Origin of the sequence: uncultured Tateyamaria sp. (assembly GCF_947496075.1) — a bacterium.
GTDB lineage: Bacteria > Pseudomonadota > Alphaproteobacteria > Rhodobacterales > Rhodobacteraceae > Tateyamaria.
The window spans coordinates 459,625-479,618 of sequence record NZ_CANMBJ010000002.1 but is presented as its reverse complement, the minus strand read 5'-3'; the positions used below and the strand labels follow the sequence as shown (position 1 = coordinate 479,618).

The window sequence follows — 19,994 nt, the reverse complement described above, 5'->3', positions numbered from 1 at the left end:
CATATGGGCACTATAGCACGATATCCAAACTCACCGGAAAATGATCAGAGGCGGTGACAAGCGCATCCCGGAGTGCTGAGTGTGCCCAACAATCCGGGTCATCAAGCGGATGCCAGATACGCCAAACCGGCTCGTGCCCCGCGAGATCGGGCGAAACCATGATATAATCCAGCAGCGCCTGAAGATACCGCTGCTCGGGTCTGATCCAGAAACGGGCCGTTGTCGGCATTGCCCCCAAACGGCGTTGCAATGCTTGACGCGCGTGGGGGTCAAAAAGAGCGGTATCACCCGTTCCCATGATGATTTCTACCGACGAACGGCCAAACAGGTTCTCGTATTCGTCCAACCCTGGCCCGTCGTTCAGATCACCCATCAAGACCACCGGATGCCCATCCGCGAGCAGTCCATTGATCCGCGCGCGTAACCAGATTGCTTGCGCCAGCTGTTTGCGCCTGTTGGCGATCGATATGCGCATGACCTCATCGCGATTGTTCGCACCATGCGGGGCCTTGGACTTCAGATGTGCACCGATCATACGCAGCGACAGACCTTGCGCCGTTTCAACCTCGAGCTCAAGCGGCGGTTTGGAAAACACAACGTCGTCCTGTGTCGCGTCGATATCCAGATCGATCCTGAAGCGCTCATCGAACCGGGGTGCATCCTGATGGATCAATGGATCATGAAGCACAGTCAGCACATCAGGATCATAGAGCAGCGCAATCTCCTGCTGCGTGTCATTCGAAAAGCCAATGACTGCCTCGCGGGCGCGTAAATCCGCAAACCGGGCAAAGGTCTGGAGCGCTTTGATCGTATCCCTGTTGCGGCTGTTGTCAGGCGCCTCAATGACCATGACGGCATCCGCATCAAGGGCACGGAACACAGTGCGCAACGCATCCGTTTGGGCCGCCCGCGTTACATCATGGCGCGACGACCAACCGTCATCGTTGAGAAGCTGCCCATCCTCATCGAACAGGCTGTTCATCCACTCAACATTGTAGGTCGCGAAACGCATCAATCACTGCTGCCCAAAATCTCTTCCCAGGCACGATTGATATCCATCATACGCTTTTCGGCCAAGCGCACCGCTTCTTCGGGCACTCCACGGGCCATCATGGCGTCGGGATGGTTTTCGCGGACCAGCTTGCGCCATGCCTTGCGGATATCTTCAAGTGCCCAACCGGGATCAACCCCAAGGACCGAGTAAGGATCAGGCGTCGCATCCGGCACAAATCGCGCCCGAAGTGCACGAAAATCAGAGTCCGAAATGTTAAAGATATGCGCCACTTCTTCCAGAAACGCATCTTCGTTCGGATGATAGAAGCCATCCGCCATAGCAATGTGAAACAGACCTTCGATCAGGTCGGTCAGCGTTTCGGGTTGGCTTGAGAACATCGCGTGGATGCGCGTGGCGTAGTCTTCGAACCCGGCCACGTCCTGCCGGGCAAGGTTGAAGACCTTTGCAGCCCCCGCTTCGTCCTTGTCAGCGATGTGGAACACTTCGCGAAAGGCAGTGACCTCGTCCCGCGTCACCTGGCCGTCCGCCTTGGCCATCTTTGCGCCAAGCGCAATCACCGCAATGGCAAAGGCCACGCTGCGTTCGGGTGGCGCGCGCAGCTTGTCAAAAACCTCCGCCAGACCTTCGCCTGCGGTCAGCGCTGCCAGCGCGTCTGATATGCGAGCCCATAGAGACATTGGGCGAGCCTATACCCTATCCTGCGGCTTGGCGCTGGCACTCACGGTCGCACCCAGTTGCTTTTGCATCAGGATCAAATCCAGCCAGATACCGTCCTTGCGGCCGACCTCGGGCATTCTGGCAACCGTGTCGTATCCCATGGCTTTGTGGAATGCGACGGCCGCCGGGTTTACGCTGCTGATCGCAGCCACCGTCACATGATGACCAGCATCGCACGCGCGGCCTTCCAAGGCCGACAGCAATGCCCTGCCCCATCCCTTGCCACGCGTGTGCTTTGCCAAAAAGACGGTGTGTTCAACCGTCGCGGCGTATCCGGGACCACCGCGAAACTCACCATAGGTGGCAAATCCGCCCTTCTCCGGCAGCACCAGCACCACGCGATCCCGGATCATGGCTTCGATCTCGGCCACGGTTTTCAGTGTCGTGGTGAACGTGATGTGCGTGTGCGCGATCACGTCATTCCAGATGTCCGTGATCCAGCGTGCATCGTCTGGTGTTGCATCTCGGATCACAGCGAACGTGGCCCATTCGGCGTATCAAAGGCCGCATGCAAAGCAACCGGTCCAACCTCTACCGCAACCCGATCATCGCTCAGGTGCCGGGCAAGCGCAGCTGCCAAAGCTTCACCATCAGGATGCACCAATGTGAACCGGCGCAGACGCACACCCGTTGGTTTCAGGTTGGCGGCGGGATGTACGCCCTCGGGCCATTCGATCAGGGCAGGCCACAGATTGTCGAATGGGGTTGTGCCATCCGCCGACACTGCCATGCGCCACGACAGTGCGTCGCGGCTGACCGGCACCGGCGCCCCTGCCCCGTCCGGCATGTCGGCAAGGGCCGCGTCCATATCCTGCACGGCACAGGCCCAGTTGGACAGGGCGGCATCACCCACATACCGATCCAGATCATACCACCGTGGACGGATGGGTGCGGACACCGCCGGGTTCGGCGCGATGGCTTCAAGATAGAGCCCGTCTTGCAACCCCATCAGCGCGTTATGCGTCTGAAACACCGCATGCGCACCGCCGGGCTGCATGCAAACACCCAGCGCATCCTCCACATGGGCACGCGCGGCGCCCAGATCAGTTGATCCGACAACAAGATGGTCAAACAGCATCAGGGCCTCCTGCTCCGCATTGGCGGACCGCATATCGGGTTCCAAGAGTCGATGTATTGCAGCCCTGGAAACGGAAATGAAGGGGCTTCGCCGTTCGATGGTGAGTGGTTTACATATGCCTCGAACAATCGGCCCGGTGCCGAGGTTATCAGCGCCCGCTCAGAAAACAGAAGCAACGGCCGCCTCGTGCGAGGCGGCCCTCATAGATCAGGCGGCAGCCTCACCACCCTGCAGGATGTTCAGGATATGTTGCGCGGCATCCGGGATGTTGGTGCCCGGACCAAAAATCGCCTTGACGCCTGCGTCATAGAGATACTGGTAGTCCTGCTGTGGGATCACCCCGCCGCAGATCACGATGATATCCTCGGCGCCCGCGTCCTTCAGCGCCTGCACCAGTTGCGGGGCCAGCGTCTTGTGCCCGGCGGCCTGCGAGGAAATCCCAACAACGTGCACGTCGTTGTCGACTGCATCCTGCGCCGCTTCAGCCGGGGTCTGGAACAGCGGGCCGACATCCACGTCAAAGCCGATATCGGCAAAGGCCGTCGCGATCACCTTGGCGCCACGGTCATGCCCGTCCTGACCCATCTTGACCACCAACATGCGCGGGCGGCGGCCTTCGACCTCCGCGAAGTCCTCCACCGATTTCTGGATGGCAGCGAACCCTTCGTCGCCCTCGTAGGCAGCACCATATACACCAGCGAGTGTTTTCACCTCGGCCCGGTGGCGCCCGAATTCTTTTTCCATCGCCATACTGATTTCTCCCACCGTTGCACGTGCCCGCGCCGCGTTGACTGCGGCCTCTAAAAGGTTGCCGTCTGCTGCAGCCACGGCGCTCAGCGCATCAAGCGCGGCTTGGCATGCCTCTTCGTCCCGCTCCGCCCGGATGCGCGTCAGACGCGCGATCTGGCTGTCCCGCACGGCGGCGTTGTCGATATCGAGGATGTCGATCTCGTCCTCTTTCTCGAGGCGGAACTTGTTAACGCCCACGATCACCTCGTCACCGCGGTCGATCATTGCCTGACGCTTGGCCGCGGCTTCTTCGATCCGCAGCTTGGGCATGCCGGAGCCCACGGCCTTGGTCATGCCGCCCATCTCCTCGACCTCTTCGATCAGCTTCCAGGCCTCCTCCGCCAGATCGTGGGTCAGTTTTTCGACATAGTAGGACCCGGCAAGCGGATCGACGACATTGGTTACGCCCGTCTCGTTCTGCAGGATCAACTGCGTGTTCCGCGCAATCCGGCTGGAAAACTGCGTGGGCAGTGCGATGGCTTCGTCAAAGCTGTTGGTGTGTAGCGACTGTGTGCCGCCCAACACGGCACTCATCGCCTCGAACGCGGTACGCACCACGTTGTTGTACGGGTCCTGTTCCTGCAAGCTGACGCCGCTGGTCTGGCAGTGGGTGCGCAGCATGGAGGACTTGGGATTCTTCGGTTCAAACTCGGACATGATGCGGTGCCACAGCAGTCGCGCGGCGCGCAGCTTGGCCGCTTCCATGAAGAAGTTCATGCCGATCGCAAAGAAGAACGACAGACGGCCCGCGAACTTGTCAACGTCCATGCCACGGGCGATGGCGGCGCGCACGTATTCACGGCCGTCGGCAAGGGTGAAGGCCAGCTCCTGCACGAGGTTCGCGCCAGCCTCTTGCATGTGGTAGCCCGAGATGCTGATCGAGTTGAACTTGGGCATGTCGTTCGAGGTGTATTCGATGATGTCCGCGATGATCCGCATGCTTGGTTCGGGCGGATAGATATATGTGTTGCGGACCATGAACTCTTTCAGAATATCGTTCTGAATGGTCCCGGACAGGGCCGCACGGTCCACGCCCTGCTCCTCGCCCGCAACGATGAAGTTGGCGAGGATCGGAATAACCGCGCCGTTCATGGTCATCGACACCGACACCTTGTCAAGCGGGATACCGTCAAACAGGATCTTCATATCCTCAACGCTATCGATGGCCACACCGGCCTTGCCGACGTCGCCCACAACCCGTTCGTGATCGCTGTCATAGCCGCGGTGGGTAGCAAGATCGAAGGCAACCGACACCCCTTGCTGACCCGCATCCAGAGCGCGACGGTAAAAGGCGTTGGATTCCTCGGCCGTGGAAAAGCCCGCGTATTGCCGGATGGTCCACGGACGACCCGCATACATCGTGGCCTTGACCCCACGGGTGAACGGGGCCTGACCGGGAATGGTGCCAAGGTGATCGACATCGGTCAGATCATCCTCGGTATAGATCGGGGCGACATTGATGCCTTCGAGCGTCTCCCACGTCAGATCATCGACCGGACGGCCGCGCAGCTCGCCCTCAGCCAGGTTCTGCCATTCGTCTTTCTTGGTCGTCATGTCCTTGTCCTCTTGTCAGCGGGCCATGCGGCAGGGTTTGCCCTGCTCCTCTGTGGCCCAAATCCTCTGTCAGTGTTGCTAGTCCGTCGGCACCGGCGGTGAGCCAGTGGATGTCATCCATATATGCCTCGCGCAGTGCTGCTGCGGCGGCGGGATCAAAGGGTGTCCATCGGGGTGACAACCCACTGATCCAGTCCGGGTTGTCGCCCCGGTCTGCAAGTATGCTGCGCAGTTCCGGCGCAGTGGGCGACCGGTTCAACCACGTCTCTGCCGCGTTGCGCGGACCGTACAGGCCGGTTGCAGCACGGAACATGGCATCCGGTCGACCTGCCGTGCGTTCAAACGGCACGACGACAATTTTTGCGCCCGGTACTGCGCAGGCAACGTCAGCGATCACATCACGCCACGTGCGCGGGCCGAACGCCACACGAACCAATTGATCAGGCGCCGGCACGGAATGACCCCGAGCGACGCAGTAGGACGCGGCGGAACGCCAATAATGGTTCAATGCGCGCACCGACAAAACGACGGTGTCTATCTGTCCGTCAAAGGCAGCAGCATAGCGGGACATGCGCTCACCGACATCGTTGTACAACGACCGAGCACGCATATTGCGGCGCATCGTGCCGAGCATGTTTTCATCGGAAACGATGAGTGTCGTGGTCCCATTGCATTCAGCTTTGTTCATCTGCAGCAAGACGCGCCCGCGTGCCCGACGTGCCGACCGCGTTCCAACGCCGGCACCGGGCTGAATACCTGAAAACAACCCCTTACGAGTGCGCAACGGGCCCCAGAAACCGATATGACGGGTGCGCATGAAGTCGCAATTTCGGCGGACATAAGCCTGGAAAGAGGTGGTTCCGGTGCGATGTGCACCGATATGCAAGATGACCTTCATGCCGTTCGTGTCCTTTTCCATGGCCGCACATCGCCCGGCAAAACCCCGGCGATCATGGTTAAGGCGTCGCACGCAAAGGCTTGCCGAGCGATTAAAGCTAAAATTGACGCGAGCAGCCGTCGTAATTGCCGAAAAAGCCGCTACATTGGGGAAGGCAGGAGGGCAGATGAAACACGTATTACCCATTGTTCTGGTTGGTCTTTTCGGCGGCTCGGCTGTCATTGCGGAAAGCGGAGATACGGCCGCATCTTCCATCTTCATCACAACAGATGTGCAGGATTTGAACGAATTCGTCTGGGAAAACCGGCCTATCGTCGTGTTCGCGGACAGCCCAAATGACCCGAACTTCCGGCAACAGATAGAGTTTCTGGAAGAACGCGCCGACGAGTTGGCTGAGCGCGATGTGGTTGTACTCACGGACACCGATCCGTCGAAAGACAGCGCCTTGCGCCAGAAATTGCGCCCGCGTGGTTTCATGATGGTGCTTGTCAGCAAGGATGGCAGCGTGTTGCTACGCAAACCTTTCCCCTGGAGTGTACGCGAACTGATGCGCAGCATTGATCGATTACCGAGTCGGCAACGCGAAATCCGCGAAAGACGGGAGTCTGACGGCTGAGCGATTTGGCCCGGTGCTGTGAGGTTTCGAATGTCACAATCAACAGGCCTGCGGAAAGCACATGCATCCCACGGCTTGGCTGAAGACCAGCCAGTTATGTGGGACGCACAATTCACTCGAATTCCATGATCACATCATCAACGGCCAGGCTGTCGCCCGCGCCCGCGTTGATCTTGGACACGATGCCCTTCTTCTCGGCGCGCAGGATATTCTCCATCTTCATCGCCTCGATGGTGCAGAGGGCCTGCCCTTCCTGCACTTCGTCGCCCTCGGCCACATCGACCTTCACAACAAGGCCCGGCATGGGACAGAGCAGCATCTTGGATGTGTCCGGCGGCGTTTTCTCCGGCATCAGGCGAGCCAATTCAGCCTGGCGTGGCGAGCGCACGTGAACCTTCAGGTCCGCACCGCGGGTGCGGATGCGGAAGCCCCCCGACACCTTTCCGACTTTCAAAACCAAAGGCGCGCCATCCACCGTCATCTCGGCCAATTGATCACCTGGTGTCCATGCACCGGACACACGCAGGGCCGACCCGCCCTCGAAGGCCACCGTTGCACCCTCGTGGTCTGCGTCGATAACGACGTCATAGGACAGACCTTGGAGGCTGACATTCCAGTCCTTGCCCACCTTGCGCTCGTGATTGTCCATGCGGCCCGACACGCGTGCGCGCCGGATCTCGGCCACGCGGTGCATGGCAGCACAGGCAGCCGCGACACGGCGCAGGTTCTCTTCACCCAGTTCGACCCCTTCGAAACCATCGGGATACTCTTCGGCAATGAAGGCGGTTGTAATGTCACCCGATACAAACTTCGGATGGTCCATGACAGCGCTCAGGAATGGCAGGTTATGGCCAATGCCCTCAACCTCGAAGCTATCTAGCGCAACGCGCATTGCTTCGATCGCTGTGGCCCGGTCCGGACCCCATGTGCACAGCTTGGCGATCATGGGGTCGTAATACATGCTGATCTCGCCGCCTTCGTAGACGCCGGTATCGTTGCGCACCACGATGCTGTCCGGCGTTACACCGGGAGTGTAGCTTTCGGTCTCGGCGGGCGGACGATAGCGCGTCAAACGGCCAATCGAGGGCAGGAACCCGCGATAGGGATCCTCGGCATACAGCCGATTTTCGATGGCCCAACCGTGCAGCTTGACGTCATCCTGTGTGATCGACAGCTTTTCGCCAGCCGCGACGCGGATCATCTGTTCCACAAGGTCAACGCCAGTGATCAGCTCGGTCACCGGGTGCTCCACCTGCAAGCGCGTGTTCATCTCAAGGAAGTAGAAGTTCTTGCTGCCATCCACGATGAACTCGACTGTGCCCGCACTGGCATAGCCCACGGCATTGGCCAGAGCCACGGACTGTTCGCCCATGGCCTTGCGTGTGGCTTCATCCAGGAAAGGCGACGGGGCCTCTTCGACCACCTTCTGGTTCCGGCGCTGGATCGAACATTCGCGCTCTCCCAGATAGATGCCGTTCCCGTGGCTGTCGCACAGCACCTGAATTTCAATGTGACGTGGCTGGGTCACGAACTTTTCGATAAAGATACGGTCGTCACCAAAGCTGTTGGCCGCCTCGTTCTTGGACGACTGGAACCCTTCGCGGGCCTCCTCATCGTTCCACGCGATCCGCATCCCCTTGCCGCCGCCCCCGGCCGAAGCCTTGAGCATCACGGGATAGCCAACCTCGTTCGAGATCTTCACAGCTTCGTCGGCATCTTTGATCAGCCCCATGTAGCCTGGCACCGTGCTGACACCGGCCTCCTGCGCGATCTTCTTCGAGGTAATCTTGTCGCCCATTGACTCGATCGCACCTTTGGGTGGGCCAACAAAGGCGACACCAGCAGCATCCAAGGCCTCGGCGAACTTGGCGTTCTCGGACAGGAACCCATAGCCGGGGTGCACAGCCTCAGCGCCCGACTGCTGGATCGCATCCATGACTTTGTCGATGACAATATAGGACTGGTTCGCAGGCGGCGGACCGATATGGATGGCTTCGTCGGCCATCTGGACATGCAGCGCCTGCGCATCCGCGTCGGAATAGATCGCAACGGTGGGAATACCCATCTTGCGCGCAGTCTTGATCACGCGGCAGGCGATCTCGCCCCGGTTGGCTATCAGGAGTTTCTTGAACATGGGGCCTCACTTCTTTGGGTCCTGGAACGCAAAACACCGCCCTGCCCGAAGACAGGACGGCGTTCCGCGTGTGATCTGAAACCGCGCGTCAGACGCGGGAAAAACTTAGCAGCGGCTTGGGTATCGGTCGCAATAAAGCACGTTTGCACCGGCACCAACGGCTGCGCCTGCAATCGCGTTGCCTCCGAGCACTGCGCTTCCGACGCCACCGGCGGCACCGCCGAAAACAGCCTGCTCGCCGACTGTGTCACCACAGGCCGCCAGCCCAAGGGCCGCGGCAGTGACAAGAACAAGGGCTTTGATACGCATGTTGGTCTTCCTTTGTTTGACACCTTCTTGGTGTGACAAACGCCATATGGGATCAACGATCCCGGACAAGACTCGGAAGAATGCGCATCGCATTGCCGAAACGCGCGGGTGTTGGCGCGGGGTTGCCGACGATCACGTGCACTTGCGTTGCACGTCGTGATATCACGCCCCGTGTCCGCGCGATGCAGCAAAAAAAAGGTGGGCAGCATAATGTCTTGCGACATTCGCTGCCCACCAGGGGAAGGGGTACGGAAATGGTACACGTCGCCGCAGATAACCTGGGGAAGCAGCTCCGTAACTGTACGGTTGCATGGTTTTTTATCACGTAGGAAGGGCGAGGATGGCTCTGGGCGGAAATGAGCCGGGTTTCGCCAATAACGGGAACTAGATGGCGAAAAAGCGCCGACAGTTGCACGATTACCCATCGCAATGCTCCCCGAATGCGTCAGGAAATGAAGCACGAGCAATACCTTCGTCGATCTGCAAAAGCGCTTCATAATCAGCGGGATCAAACGGATCTGTGGCCGGAATCACCTCGCGACCAAACAGCCACGACAGCCGACCGGCATCCAGATTTCCGCGCTCGAACGGTTCAGCCCCAAAGTGCGTCCAAAGGGCAGCCATAAACGCCACATCGGCCCGCCGATCAGCGGGTTTGCGATCGGCAAAGCGCTCGCGCCGCTGAAGCGGTGTCACACCCTTGGGGTTCGGACGACGAATGGTGAATTGGAAATCAGTGCCCGTCAAACGACCGGGAAAACCGCGATGTTTCAGCATGTGCTGCCCCCCGCGGCAAAGGGGTATGTCAGGGCGGGCTGAAACGCCCGCCCTGTAGAATTACTTGAACTTGCCGGTGTGGACAGGTTCTTGGCTGATGGGCTCAGGCTCGACAACCACGAAATCGTCGTCGTTGTTGTTGCGGCCGCAGGCTGCAACCAGAACCATGAGGCTAACCATGCCCAAAACTTTGATGCTCTTCGACATCTGTCTCTCCTGTAGTCAACTTCCAGGCACGCGAAAAAACGCACCCGATGCGAGGTAAGGCGATCATAAAGACCGCTTGTTCCGCCTATACGTGATTTTCCGGGCGAATGATATGGTGGCACACAGGCTTGCGCGGGTTGTGGCCTCAATGCCGCATATGCAAAAATCCGCCGGTGCATCAAAAAGCCTCCCAAACACATCCATCCGCCCCGGGACGGAACGCTTCGAAAAACTGAGTCGCGTCTGGATCAGACGTTCCAAACGGCACCGGACGGTCCATCAGCGAAATGACCACTACGTCAGCCGTCAACTCGAAATCGGTCATGTAAGTGAGAGCAAAGCCATCGCACAATGCCTGAAAGTCATCCTCGGCTTTTGCGTAGCTGACCGTGCCCACATCCTTGGCAATCTCCGGTGCGATGAACCGGAACCGCACCCAGCTTTCCGCTCCTACAGCATCCAGCAGAACCTCGGACAACGACACGGGCTGGCCCGACGGCACATCTTGGGCAGAAGCAGATGTTACAGACAAACACACGGCGTATACGCAGCCCCGGACCCATCCCCGATTGCGGGTCCGGGCTCCTCCCTCCGGGGCTGCTGTGCGTGCGGTGATAACCCGTCGCACTGTGCTATTCAGCGGCCGTCCGCGCATCATCGTGCATCTTCTTCTTGCGTTGTAAAGTCTGCAGGCGACGTGATTTCAATCAATTCAAGGTCGTCGGAGTGCCGAACTTCACGATGCACGATGCCCGGGGGTTGCAAAACGCAAGAGCCTTCGCGCAGCACATGCTCGCCCTGCCCTTCATATTCAAAAACCACCCAGCCGCGTGTGACATAGACCATCTGAAAGTCCAGCTCATGGCTGTGCCACGTTCCCGGACTTTCCATACTCGGCACGGCTCGGATGACATGGGCACCGTAGGCGCCCTTGGTCGCCTCAGCGATACCAAGCTGACGATACTCAAAGAACGGACGCAGCCCAGCGCCTTCGAACGCACTGTTATCTGCATGACTGATGGCAAACGCCTGGTTTTTCCAGAGACTCATTTTGCACACCCTGCGGAACGCACCCACCGGGCACGGTTACTTGGGTCATCCAGAACGGCTTGGGCACGCGCGGTGACCGCTGTGGTGACAGGAACAGCAACACGCCCACCCGCTATAACCTGCCAACCCTCGGCGATCTGCTCCAAGCGCACCACAGGCGAAAATCCTCGCAGCATCTGAAGCGCTCGCCACAGATCTTGTCGAATCTGATGCGCCAGTCGAACGGCTCGACCACTCGGCAGCACCGTACTCACCGTAAAATCAAACCGCGGCGGAAGATGACGACACAGGGTCACGCCCGCATCGGCCTTCAGGATATGCCAACCAGACCGAGCCATCAGAGCGGGATGTTATCGTGTTTCTTCCACGGCATTGGCGTCTTTTTGTTGCGCAATGACGCAAAGGCGCGGCTGACACGTTTGCGCGTGCTGCGCGGCTGGATCACCTCGTCGATGAAACCGCGTTCGGCTGCCACAAAGGGGTTGGCAAAACGATCTTCGTAATCCGCTGTATGCTGCGCAGTCTTCTCCGCATCCCCCAGATCGGCGCGGTGAATAATCTCGGTCGCGCCTTTCGCGCCCATCACCGCAATCTCGGCCGTGGGCCAGGCATAGTTGAAGTCGGCCTGCAAATGCTTGGACGCCATCACCACATAGGCGCCACCATAGGCCTTGCGCGTGATGACCGTCACCTTGGGCACTGTCGCCTCACCGTAAGCAAAGAGCAGTTTCGCACCGTGCTTGATCACGCCACCATATTCCTGCGTGGTGCCGGGCAGGAAGCCGGGCACGTCGATCAGCGTCAGGATCGGAATGTCAAAGCAATCACAGAACCGGACAAAACGGGCCGCCTTGCGGGCGCTGTCAATGTCCAGCACACCCGCCAGCACCATCGGCTGGTTCGCAACGACACCCACGGTGCGCCCCTCAAGGCGGATGAAGCCTGTGATGATGTTCTTGGCAAACTCTTCCTGCAACTCGTAGAAATCGCCCTCATCGGCCATCTTCACGATCAGCTCTTTCATGTCGTACGGCATGTTCGGATTGTCCGGCACCAGCGTGTCGAGACTGCTTTCGATCCGGTCAGGCTCGTCAAAGAATGGACGTACCGGCGGCTTTTCCCGATTGTTCAGCGGCAGGAAGTCAACGAGGCGGCGCACCTCGGCAAGTGCTTCAACGTCGTTGTCAAAGGCCGCGTCAGCCACCGACGACTTCTTGGTATGGGTCGAGGCGCCACCCAACTCTTCTGCTGTGACCTGTTCGTTGGTCACGGTCTTGACCACATCAGGGCCCGTCACGAACATGTAAGAGCTGTCTTTGACCATGAAGATAAAGTCGGTCATCGCCGGGGAATACACCGCGCCACCCGCACACGGCCCCATGATCACGCTGATTTGCGGCACCACGCCCGAGGCCATGATGTTGCGCTGGAACACCTCGCCGTAGCCAGCCAGACTATCCACGCCTTCCTGAATACGCGCACCACCCGAGTCGTTGATGCCGATGACCGGCGCGCCATTCTCAACCGCTTTGTCCATGATCTTGCATATCTTGGCCGCGTGGGTGGCCGAAACAGAGCCGCCCAGAACAGTGAAGTCCTGCGAGAACACATAGACCTGCCGCCCGTTGATGGTGCCCCAGCCGGTCACAACGCCGTCGCCTGCGGGTTTTTGGTTTTCCATACCGAAATCGGTGCAGCGGTGGCTGACAAACATGTCGAACTCTTCGAACGAGCCCTCGTCCAGCAGCAAATCAATCCGCTCGCGCGCCGTCAGCTTGCCACGCCCGTGCTGGGCATCGATGCGCTTTTGTCCGCCGCCAAGACGCGCGTCCGCGCGCCGTGCTTCCAATTCGGTCAGAATATCTTTCATGCTGTCCCCGCTGGTGATTTCGGGCCTTATACAAGTGCAATAGCCGTCGGTTGAAGCGTCAATCAGAATATTTGCAAACTTTTCGCAATAGCCTTTGTGCAAATTGCAAATCAGCAAATCACATCACCCTGTGCGCAGCTGCACTGGACAGTTCACTTTCCCGCGCATACCTCAACCGACATGCAAGCGCCGCCCAAGGTCCGCTTTCTGGACCGCACAACCCCGCCTCATATCGCAACGCTGATCCTGCTGGCCGGGGTCTCGGCCATGGTCATGAACATGTTCCTGCCCAGCTTGCCAAATATGACAGCGTATTTCGACACCGAATATCGGCTGATGCAGCTGTCGGTCGCGCTGTATCTTGCCGTGTCCGCAATCATGCAAACCATCATTGGACCCATCTCGGACAACCTTGGTCGGCGCAAGGTGCTTATGTGGGGCATCGGACTGTTCATGCTGGCAACACTGGGCTGCATCTTTGCCCCGAATGCCGAGGTTTTTCTGTTCTTCCGTATGTGTCAGGCCATCATCGCCGTCGCCATGGTGCTCAGCCGCGCCATTATCCGCGATCTCTATGACCAGGATCACTCCGCCTCGATGATCGGATACGTCACCATGGGTATGGCAGTTGTGCCAATGATTTCGCCGGGAATAGGTGGCGTTCTGGACGAGGTGTTCGGTTGGAAATCCGTCTTCTGGTTCTTCTTCCTGACCGGCGGCCTGCTCTTTTGGCTGGTGCACTCTGATGTGGGCGAAACGGCTCAACCCTCTTCGAAATCTCTCGTCGGTCAGTTCAAGGAATACCCCGAGCTTCTGCGCTCACCCCGCTTCTGGGGCTATTCACTGGCGGCTGCCTTCTGCTCGGGATCGTTCTTTGCCTATCTGGGCGGCGCCCCCTTTGTCGGAACCGAAGTGTTCGGGATGTCACCGGCACAGCTTGGCTTCTTCTTTGGCGCACCCGCCATCGGCTACTTTATTGGCAACGGGCTCAGCGGCCGGTTCGCCACACGGTTCGGCGTGAATCGACTGGTCCTGTGGGGGACGCTGGCCAACGCAGTGGGTACATTCCTGTCACTGGCCATTTTCCTCGCTGGTGCAGGCACGCCCGTGTCATTCTTCGGGATGATGACCTTTGTGGGCCTCGGCAACGGCCTGGTGATCCCCAACGCAACCGCGGGCATGCTCTCTGTCCGCCCGCATCTGGCGGGCACAGCATCAGGTCTCGGCGGGGCGATCATGATCGGCGGCGGGGCCGCGCTGTCTGCGCTCGCCGGTTTCCTGCTAACGCCTGAAACCGGAGCATACCCGTTGCTCTACATCATGTGTATCACGGGCATCTGCGCCCTGATCGCCATCGGCGCAGTCTATCGTCGCGAGCGTCGTTTGACCCACGCATAGTGGTTGCGCTGAGCACTTTGCAAAACTAGCCTACGCCCACTGCAAAACTGCAAAACGGACACATCATGGCCGCCCCCAAACTCTATGCCGGAGCAAAACTGCGCGAGGTACGCACGCGCGTTGGACTCACGCAAAAGGATTTTGCAGCCAAGTTGGGCGTGTCCCTGCCCTATCTCAACCAGATGGAAAACAACAACCGGCCCGTCAGCACCACGGTCCTGCTGAACCTCGCGCAGGAATTCGGGCTCGATGTGACCGAGCTCAGCTCGGGTGACGGCGAACGTCTGGTGTCGGACATGCGTGAGGCATTGGCAGACCCTGTGTTCTCCGGCGACATGCCGCCCCTGGCCGACCTGCGGCTTGCGGCGTCCAACGCACCAGCCCTAGCGCACGCCTTCCTCGATCTGCACCGCGCCTACCGGCAAACCCACGAACGGCTTGCGTCACTGGACGAGGCACTGGGCCGCGAGGACGCCCGCGCCCGCCCGTCGCCCTGGGAAGAGGTGCGCGACTTTTTCCACTATTGCGACAACTACATCGACGCCGTGGACCGGGCGGCCGAGCATTTTGCCAATGCCGAAGGCACGGATCACAGCATTCGACAAGTTGCCGTGGCCGCACTGGCCCATATCGGGGCCGACGTCACCTTTGACGACACGGACACCCTGCGCCACTACGATACCGACAGCAAAACGCTGACCATCTCGAACCGTGCCAACCAGGAAAGCCAGACCTTCCAAATGCTGTTGCAGGTCGCCCTGCTGCAACAGGACAAGCTGCTCGAAGCAACGCTCGACTTCGCCCGTTTCCAAACGGACGAGGCACGCTCCATCGCCAAGATCGGCCTCGCCAACTACTTCGCGGGGGCCGCGCTCATGCCCTACACCCGCTTCCTGCAGGCGGCACAGGACACGCGGCATGACCTGGAACAACTTGCAACCCGGTTCGGAGCCTCCATCGAACAGGTCTGCCACCGGCTGTCGACCTTGCAGCGCCCGGGGGCCAAGGGCCTGCCCTTCTTCTTCGTACGGGTCGATCAGGCAGGTACGATCACCAAACGCCACTCTGCCACGCGCCTGCAATTTGCACGTTTCGGCGGCGCCTGCCCGCTCTGGAACGTGCACCGCGCTTTTGAACAGCCGGGGCACTTCCTGCGCCAATTGGCCGAAACACCGGATGGGGTGCGCTACATCAGCCTCGCGCGCGACGTATCCAAGACCGGAGGACGGTTTGGAGCGCCCACACGCCGTTACGCAATTGCACTGGGTTGCGAGGTCAAGCACGCGGGACAACTGGTCTATGCGGACGGGATGGACATCACCCGCACCGAAGCTTTTGAGCCCATCGGCATCTCATGCCGGATCTGCGAGCGCAAGACCTGCCACCAGCGCTCCGTCCCGCCTCTGGAACGGCAATTGTCCGTCGATCCCGATACCCGCGGTCTGCTGCCCTACACAGTGAACTAGGGGCGGTTGGCCTCAACCCTCAGTACGACGCTGCGCGCCACCCGGCCCGCAATGCCGCCGCTTCGGAACAGAACCACCGCTCCCCGCTGGCTTCGTGGATCTCTGTCTGCTGATAAAACCTCTGGCCCGGCATATGGAAAACACGCCCATTGTCGGAAATGTTGCCCTTGATCGCACAGGACGGGTGCGGCGGCACACGGCCTTTCGCCTGTGCCTGCCGAAACTGCGTGGGCGATTGCAACTGGAACGCATGCAATCCCCGGCCCGCGACATACGCGACCTTTTCGTCCAGATCGTAGTCCAGACCGTAGGCACGCGCGGCAAAGGCCCATCCCTCGCGTACGATATGCCGGCCCATATCCACGCCTTGCATCGAACATCTGGCCACCACCCGTCCGTAGCGATCCCTGTCCACATGATCACACGTGGCGCGCCGCCCCTCAAAGGCTTCCACAACCCGCGCCGTGGCCCAAGCACCGCAAGCAAAATCGGCACCTTGATCGGTCTGGCAAAGCTGTTCCTGCTCCGGCGCATCAATGGCGTGAAGCCGGACCCGGGTCTCTCCCACATCCACGGTGTCCGCATCAATGACACGCACCGCACCACGCAGATCGGCCCACGTCAACGCGGGCCATACCAAGAGAACAAGCACCGAACAAAGTCTTAACATTCCCTTTACTTGGAGATGTCACGCCCAGACTTCAAACGGTTTGTTCAGCAATACTTAACGCTGCGCAGTCTCCCACTCGGGATGCACCCAAGGCACGTCATTGCTGCGCGGCAGATGACGCCCAAGGATATGGTCACTCATCTTTTCACCGGTCACGATCGACGGCCCGTTCAGATTGCCATTGGTGATGCGCGGAAAGACCGAGCTGTCGACAACGCGCAGGGCATCGACACCAATGACGCGCCCCTCGGGATCGACCACGCTCATCGGATCATCGGCGCGCCCCATCCGGCACGTCCCGCAGGGGTGATAGGCGCTCTCGGCATGTTCCCGGATCGCGTCGTCCAGCTCGTCATCACTCTGATACGCAGCACCCGGCTGAATCTCGTGTTTCACGAACGGCGCAAAAGCGTCCTGAGCGAAGATCTCGCGCGTGAGGCGGATGCAGGTGCGAAACTCGTCCCAATCCTGCTCCGTGCTCATGTAGTTGAACCGGATCACCGGATCGTCGGCAGGGTTGGCAGACCGCAAGGTCACAGCCCCGCGCGACGGCGACCGCATCGGCCCCACATGGGCTTGGAATCCGTGCCCCTCGGCCGCCGCCTGCCCGTCATAGCGCACGGCCATGGGCAGAAAGTGGTACTGGATATCCGGATACGCGATGCCTGCCTTGCTGCGGATGAAAGCAGCACTTTCAAACTGGTTCGACGCGCCCAGCCCCGTGCCGGTGAATAGCCACTGCGCGCCAATGAACGCTTTGGAAAACAGGTTCCAGTGCTTGTAGAGCGTGATCGGCTGTTTGGAGGCGTACTGAATGTACATCTCCAGATGATCTTGCAGGTTTGCCCCGACACCCGGGCGATCCGCCACAACGTCAATCCCATGCTCGGCCAGATGGGCAGCCGGACCAATCCCCGACAGCATCAGGATCTTGGGCGAGTTGATAGACGACGCAGCCAGGATCACCTCGCGCCGGGCCCGTACCACCTTGCCACTCGCAAGGGCAACGCCCACGGCCCGTTCGTCTTCCATGACCACACGTTCGACCAGCCCACGCACCAGATCGCAGTTGGGCCGCTTCAGCGCGGGCTTGAGATACGCATTCGCCGCCGACCAGCGACGCCCCTTGTGCACCGTCTGCTCCATGGGACCAAAGCCTTCCTGCTTTTGCCCGTTGTAATCATCGGTGACCTCGTAGCCGGCCTGCCGCCCTGCCTCGACAAAGGCGCGGAACAGGGGGTTCTTGCGCGGCCCCCGTGTGACATGCAGCGGCCCCTCGGCGCCGCGCCATCCCGCATCGCCGCCATGACCATTGCCGTTCCAGCTCTCCATGCGTTTGAAATACGGCAGCACATCGGCATAGGCCCAGCCATCGGCCCCGCTCTCCGCCCAATGATCATAGTCCAGCGCATGCCCGCGCACATAGACCATGCCGTTGATGGACGAAGACCCACCGACCACCTTGCCCCGCGGACAGACCAGCTGGCGTCCACCCAAATGCGGCTCCGGTTCCGACTTGTAGCCCCAATCGTACCGCTTCATGTTCATCGGATAAGACAGCGCCGCAGGCATCTGAATGAAGGGCCCGGCGTCAGTACCACCATGCTCGATCACAAGCACCGATTTTCCGGCCTCCGCCAGCCGGTAGGCCACAGCACAGCCGGCCGACCCGGCACCTATAATGACATAATCTGCTTCCATGTCTCACCTTCCGTGATTCCGCGGTGGGTCAAGGATGCGCAGCACCGCGCATGCGCGCGGCTTGTCCTTGAGGCATCGGGGAATCGCATCTCATCATCGAACAGGTGTCTTGAGGCGCAGATCGCGCCCTCAAGCACCTCTCAGCAAAAATCCTTCACATAAACACGCATGCCCAGGTCACCCCCTGCCCACCCTTTTTCGGCAAGACGGGGTGGGTGGGTGGGCGGCTTGCCGAAAAAGGGCGTTCTCAAAACGGCGCCTCGAGATCGCCCATGCGCACATAGACAGATTTCACCTGGCTATAGTGCTCAATGGCCGCTTTGGAATTTTCGCGCCCCACACCCGACGCCTTCACCCCGCCGAATGGCGCTTCGACCGGCGCGTCATTGTACGTGTTGATGTAACAGGTGCCCGCCTCGAACCCGGCAGCCACACGGTGCGCGCGCGCCAGATCACGGGTAAAGACGCCTGCGGCAAGACCAAACTCGGTGTCATTGGCACGGGCCATCACATCACCCTCATCCTCGAAATCCAGCACCGCCATGACGGGGCCAAATATCTCTTCGCGAGCAATGGTCATGCCATCGGTCACGTCGGCAAACACCGTTGGTTCCAGAAAGAAGCCATCACGCTGCAGCCGATTGCCACCGCAGACCAGCCGTGCGCCTTCATCCTGCCCCTTGGCGATGTAGCCCTGCACGATCTCCATCTGGCGTGCGCTGACCATCGGACCAAAACTTGTCGCAGGGTCCTGCGGATCGCCAATCACCGCCTGCCCCAACCGCTCGGACAGCCGCGCCAGAAATGCCTCCTTGATGCCTTTCTGAACAAACACCCGCGTTCCGTTGGAACAGACCTGCCCCGAGGAATAGAAGTTGCCAAGGATCGCCCCCGATACCGCATTCTCAATATCGGCATCGTCAAAGACGATCATCGGGGACTTGCCCCCCAACTCCATGGTGACATGCTTCATCTCGGCCGCCGCAGCAGCGTAGACCTTACGCCCAGTCGGCACCGAACCGGTCAGCGACACCTTGTCGACACGGGCGTCAGATACCAGCGCCGCGCCCACGTCGCCCAAGCCCTGCACCACGTTGTACACACCCGCAGGTGCACCCGCTTCATGCAGGATCTCGGCGACCTTCAAGGCACAGAGCGGCGTCGTTTCCGAAGGCTTGAACACCATCGTGTTGCCGCAAGCCAGCGCAGGCGCGCCTTTCCAGCTCGCAATCTGGGTGGGATAGTTCCACGCCCCGATGCCCACACACACACCCAAAGGTTCGCGACGGGTATAGACCCAGTCCTCACCCAACTGGATGTGCTCGCCGGTCAGGGTCGCGGCCATGCCGCCAAAATACTCAAGCGCATCCGCGCCCGAGGTCGCATCTGCAACGCTCGTCTCCTGATACGGCTTGCCGGTGTCATAGGTCTCCAGCACCGACAGCTCATGGTTGCGTTCGCGCATGATGTCGGCGGCACGGCGCAGAATGCGGCCCCGCTCGGTTCCAGTCATGGCCGCCCATGCTGCCTGTGCGCCGCGTGCAGCCTCCAGCGCGCGATCGACGATGGCCGGTGTCGCGGAATGCACCCGGCCAATCACCTCGCCGGTCGCCGGATAGATCACGTCGATTGGTTTTCCGGCCGTGTCTTCAACATATTCGCCGCCAATGAAATGGCTCGCCGTCGGTTGGGTTTGCATTCAAATCCTCATGTGTTGAATGGGGCGGCGGGACAGGCCCGCCGCC

Annotated in this window: 19 protein-coding genes; 3 read left to right on the top strand and 16 right to left on the bottom strand. The window is 60.1% G+C overall.

Annotation, left to right across the window (positions count from 1 at the left end; all coding sequences use genetic code 11):
* Positions 1-10: 10 nt before the first annotated feature.
* From Q1A51_RS06230 to Q1A51_RS06205, 6 genes are all read right to left on the bottom strand, one after another.
* Positions 11-1,012, bottom strand: a complete 1,002-nt coding sequence (locus Q1A51_RS06230) for an endonuclease/exonuclease/phosphatase family protein (RefSeq protein ID WP_299598659.1) — start codon at positions 1,010-1,012, stop codon at positions 11-13.
* Positions 1,012-1,692, bottom strand: a complete 681-nt coding sequence (locus tag Q1A51_RS06225; protein WP_299207214.1) for a molecular chaperone DjiA — start codon at positions 1,690-1,692, stop codon at positions 1,012-1,014. Before Q1A51_RS06225 ends, Q1A51_RS06230 begins: the two co-directional genes overlap by 1 nt.
* A gap of 9 nt (positions 1,693-1,701) precedes the next feature.
* Positions 1,702-2,205 (bottom strand): GNAT family N-acetyltransferase, encoded by a 504-nt coding sequence (locus Q1A51_RS06220; RefSeq protein ID WP_299598663.1) that lies wholly within the window; start codon positions 2,203-2,205, stop codon positions 1,702-1,704.
* Positions 2,202-2,843, bottom strand: a complete 642-nt coding sequence (locus Q1A51_RS06215) for a VOC family protein (RefSeq protein WP_299598666.1) — start codon at positions 2,841-2,843, stop codon at positions 2,202-2,204. The genes Q1A51_RS06220 and Q1A51_RS06215 overlap by 4 nt, the downstream gene beginning before the upstream one ends.
* Positions 2,844-3,017: 174 nt before the next feature.
* Positions 3,018-5,153 (bottom strand): methylmalonyl-CoA mutase, encoded by a 2,136-nt coding sequence (scpA, locus tag Q1A51_RS06210; protein ID WP_299598669.1) that lies wholly within the window; start codon positions 5,151-5,153, stop codon positions 3,018-3,020.
* A complete protein-coding gene (locus Q1A51_RS06205) occupies positions 5,116-6,051 on the bottom strand; it encodes a hypothetical protein (RefSeq protein ID WP_299671203.1) in 936 nt (311 codons plus the stop codon). Before Q1A51_RS06205 ends, scpA begins: the two co-directional genes overlap by 38 nt.
* Here Q1A51_RS06205 and Q1A51_RS06200 point away from each other — a divergent pair.
* Entirely contained in the window at positions 6,041-6,667 is a 627-nt protein-coding gene (locus Q1A51_RS06200) for a DUF4174 domain-containing protein (RefSeq protein ID WP_366869748.1), read from the top strand. The genes Q1A51_RS06205 and Q1A51_RS06200 overlap by 11 nt on opposite strands.
* Before the next feature lie 112 nt (positions 6,668-6,779).
* On the opposite strand, the gene Q1A51_RS06195 is transcribed toward Q1A51_RS06200, so the two are convergent.
* From Q1A51_RS06195 to Q1A51_RS06160, 7 genes are all read right to left on the bottom strand, one after another.
* Positions 6,780-8,801, bottom strand: coding sequence for an acetyl/propionyl/methylcrotonyl-CoA carboxylase subunit alpha (locus Q1A51_RS06195; RefSeq protein ID WP_299598675.1), 2,022 nt, complete (start codon positions 8,799-8,801; stop codon positions 6,780-6,782).
* Between the two features lie 105 nt (positions 8,802-8,906).
* Entirely contained in the window at positions 8,907-9,110 is a 204-nt protein-coding gene (locus tag Q1A51_RS06190; protein WP_299207201.1) for a hypothetical protein, read from the bottom strand.
* Positions 9,111-9,527: 417 nt separating this feature from the next.
* The gene (locus tag Q1A51_RS06185) at positions 9,528-9,887 is read right to left on the bottom strand and encodes a hypothetical protein (protein WP_299207199.1); all 360 of its coding nucleotides are present in this window, start codon (positions 9,885-9,887) and stop codon (positions 9,528-9,530) included.
* Between the two features lie 60 nt (positions 9,888-9,947).
* Positions 9,948-10,094 (bottom strand): hypothetical protein, encoded by a 147-nt coding sequence (locus Q1A51_RS06180; RefSeq protein WP_189369029.1) that lies wholly within the window; start codon positions 10,092-10,094, stop codon positions 9,948-9,950.
* Positions 10,095-10,272: 178 nt separating this feature from the next.
* Complete coding sequence (locus Q1A51_RS06175; protein ID WP_299598680.1) at positions 10,273-10,632, bottom strand: DUF6497 family protein; 360 nt, start codon at positions 10,630-10,632, stop codon at positions 10,273-10,275.
* 116 nt (positions 10,633-10,748) lie between these two features.
* Complete coding sequence (locus Q1A51_RS06170) at positions 10,749-11,144, bottom strand: cupin domain-containing protein (protein ID WP_299598683.1); 396 nt, start codon at positions 11,142-11,144, stop codon at positions 10,749-10,751.
* A 337-nt stretch (positions 11,145-11,481) separates the two neighbouring features.
* On the bottom strand, positions 11,482-13,014 hold the full coding sequence (locus Q1A51_RS06160) for an acyl-CoA carboxylase subunit beta (RefSeq protein ID WP_299207189.1): 1,533 nt from the start codon (positions 13,012-13,014) through the stop codon (positions 11,482-11,484).
* 180 nt (positions 13,015-13,194) lie between these two features.
* On the opposite strand from Q1A51_RS06160, the gene Q1A51_RS06155 reads away from it, so the two are divergent.
* Positions 13,195-14,412 (top strand): multidrug effflux MFS transporter, encoded by a 1,218-nt coding sequence (locus Q1A51_RS06155; protein WP_299598690.1) that lies wholly within the window; start codon positions 13,195-13,197, stop codon positions 14,410-14,412.
* A gap of 65 nt (positions 14,413-14,477) precedes the next feature.
* Positions 14,478-15,878 carry a short-chain fatty acyl-CoA regulator family protein gene (locus tag Q1A51_RS06150; protein ID WP_299598693.1) on the top strand — a complete coding sequence of 467 codons (1,401 nt, stop codon included), beginning with the start codon at positions 14,478-14,480 and terminating at the stop codon, positions 15,876-15,878.
* A 19-nt stretch (positions 15,879-15,897) separates the two neighbouring features.
* On the opposite strand, the gene Q1A51_RS06145 is transcribed toward Q1A51_RS06150, so the two are convergent.
* The 3 genes from Q1A51_RS06145 to betB all read right to left on the bottom strand — a co-directional run bounded on the left by Q1A51_RS06145 (position 15,898) and on the right by betB (position 19,948).
* Positions 15,898-16,548, bottom strand: a complete 651-nt coding sequence (locus Q1A51_RS06145; RefSeq protein ID WP_299598696.1) for a thermonuclease family protein — start codon at positions 16,546-16,548, stop codon at positions 15,898-15,900.
* A 54-nt stretch (positions 16,549-16,602) separates the two neighbouring features.
* Positions 16,603-18,249 (bottom strand): choline dehydrogenase, encoded by a 1,647-nt coding sequence (gene betA, locus Q1A51_RS06140; RefSeq protein ID WP_299598699.1) that lies wholly within the window; start codon positions 18,247-18,249, stop codon positions 16,603-16,605.
* A gap of 247 nt (positions 18,250-18,496) precedes the next feature.
* Positions 18,497-19,948, bottom strand: coding sequence for a betaine-aldehyde dehydrogenase (gene betB / locus Q1A51_RS06135; protein WP_299598702.1), 1,452 nt, complete (start codon positions 19,946-19,948; stop codon positions 18,497-18,499).
* Positions 19,949-19,994 lie beyond the last annotated feature (46 nt).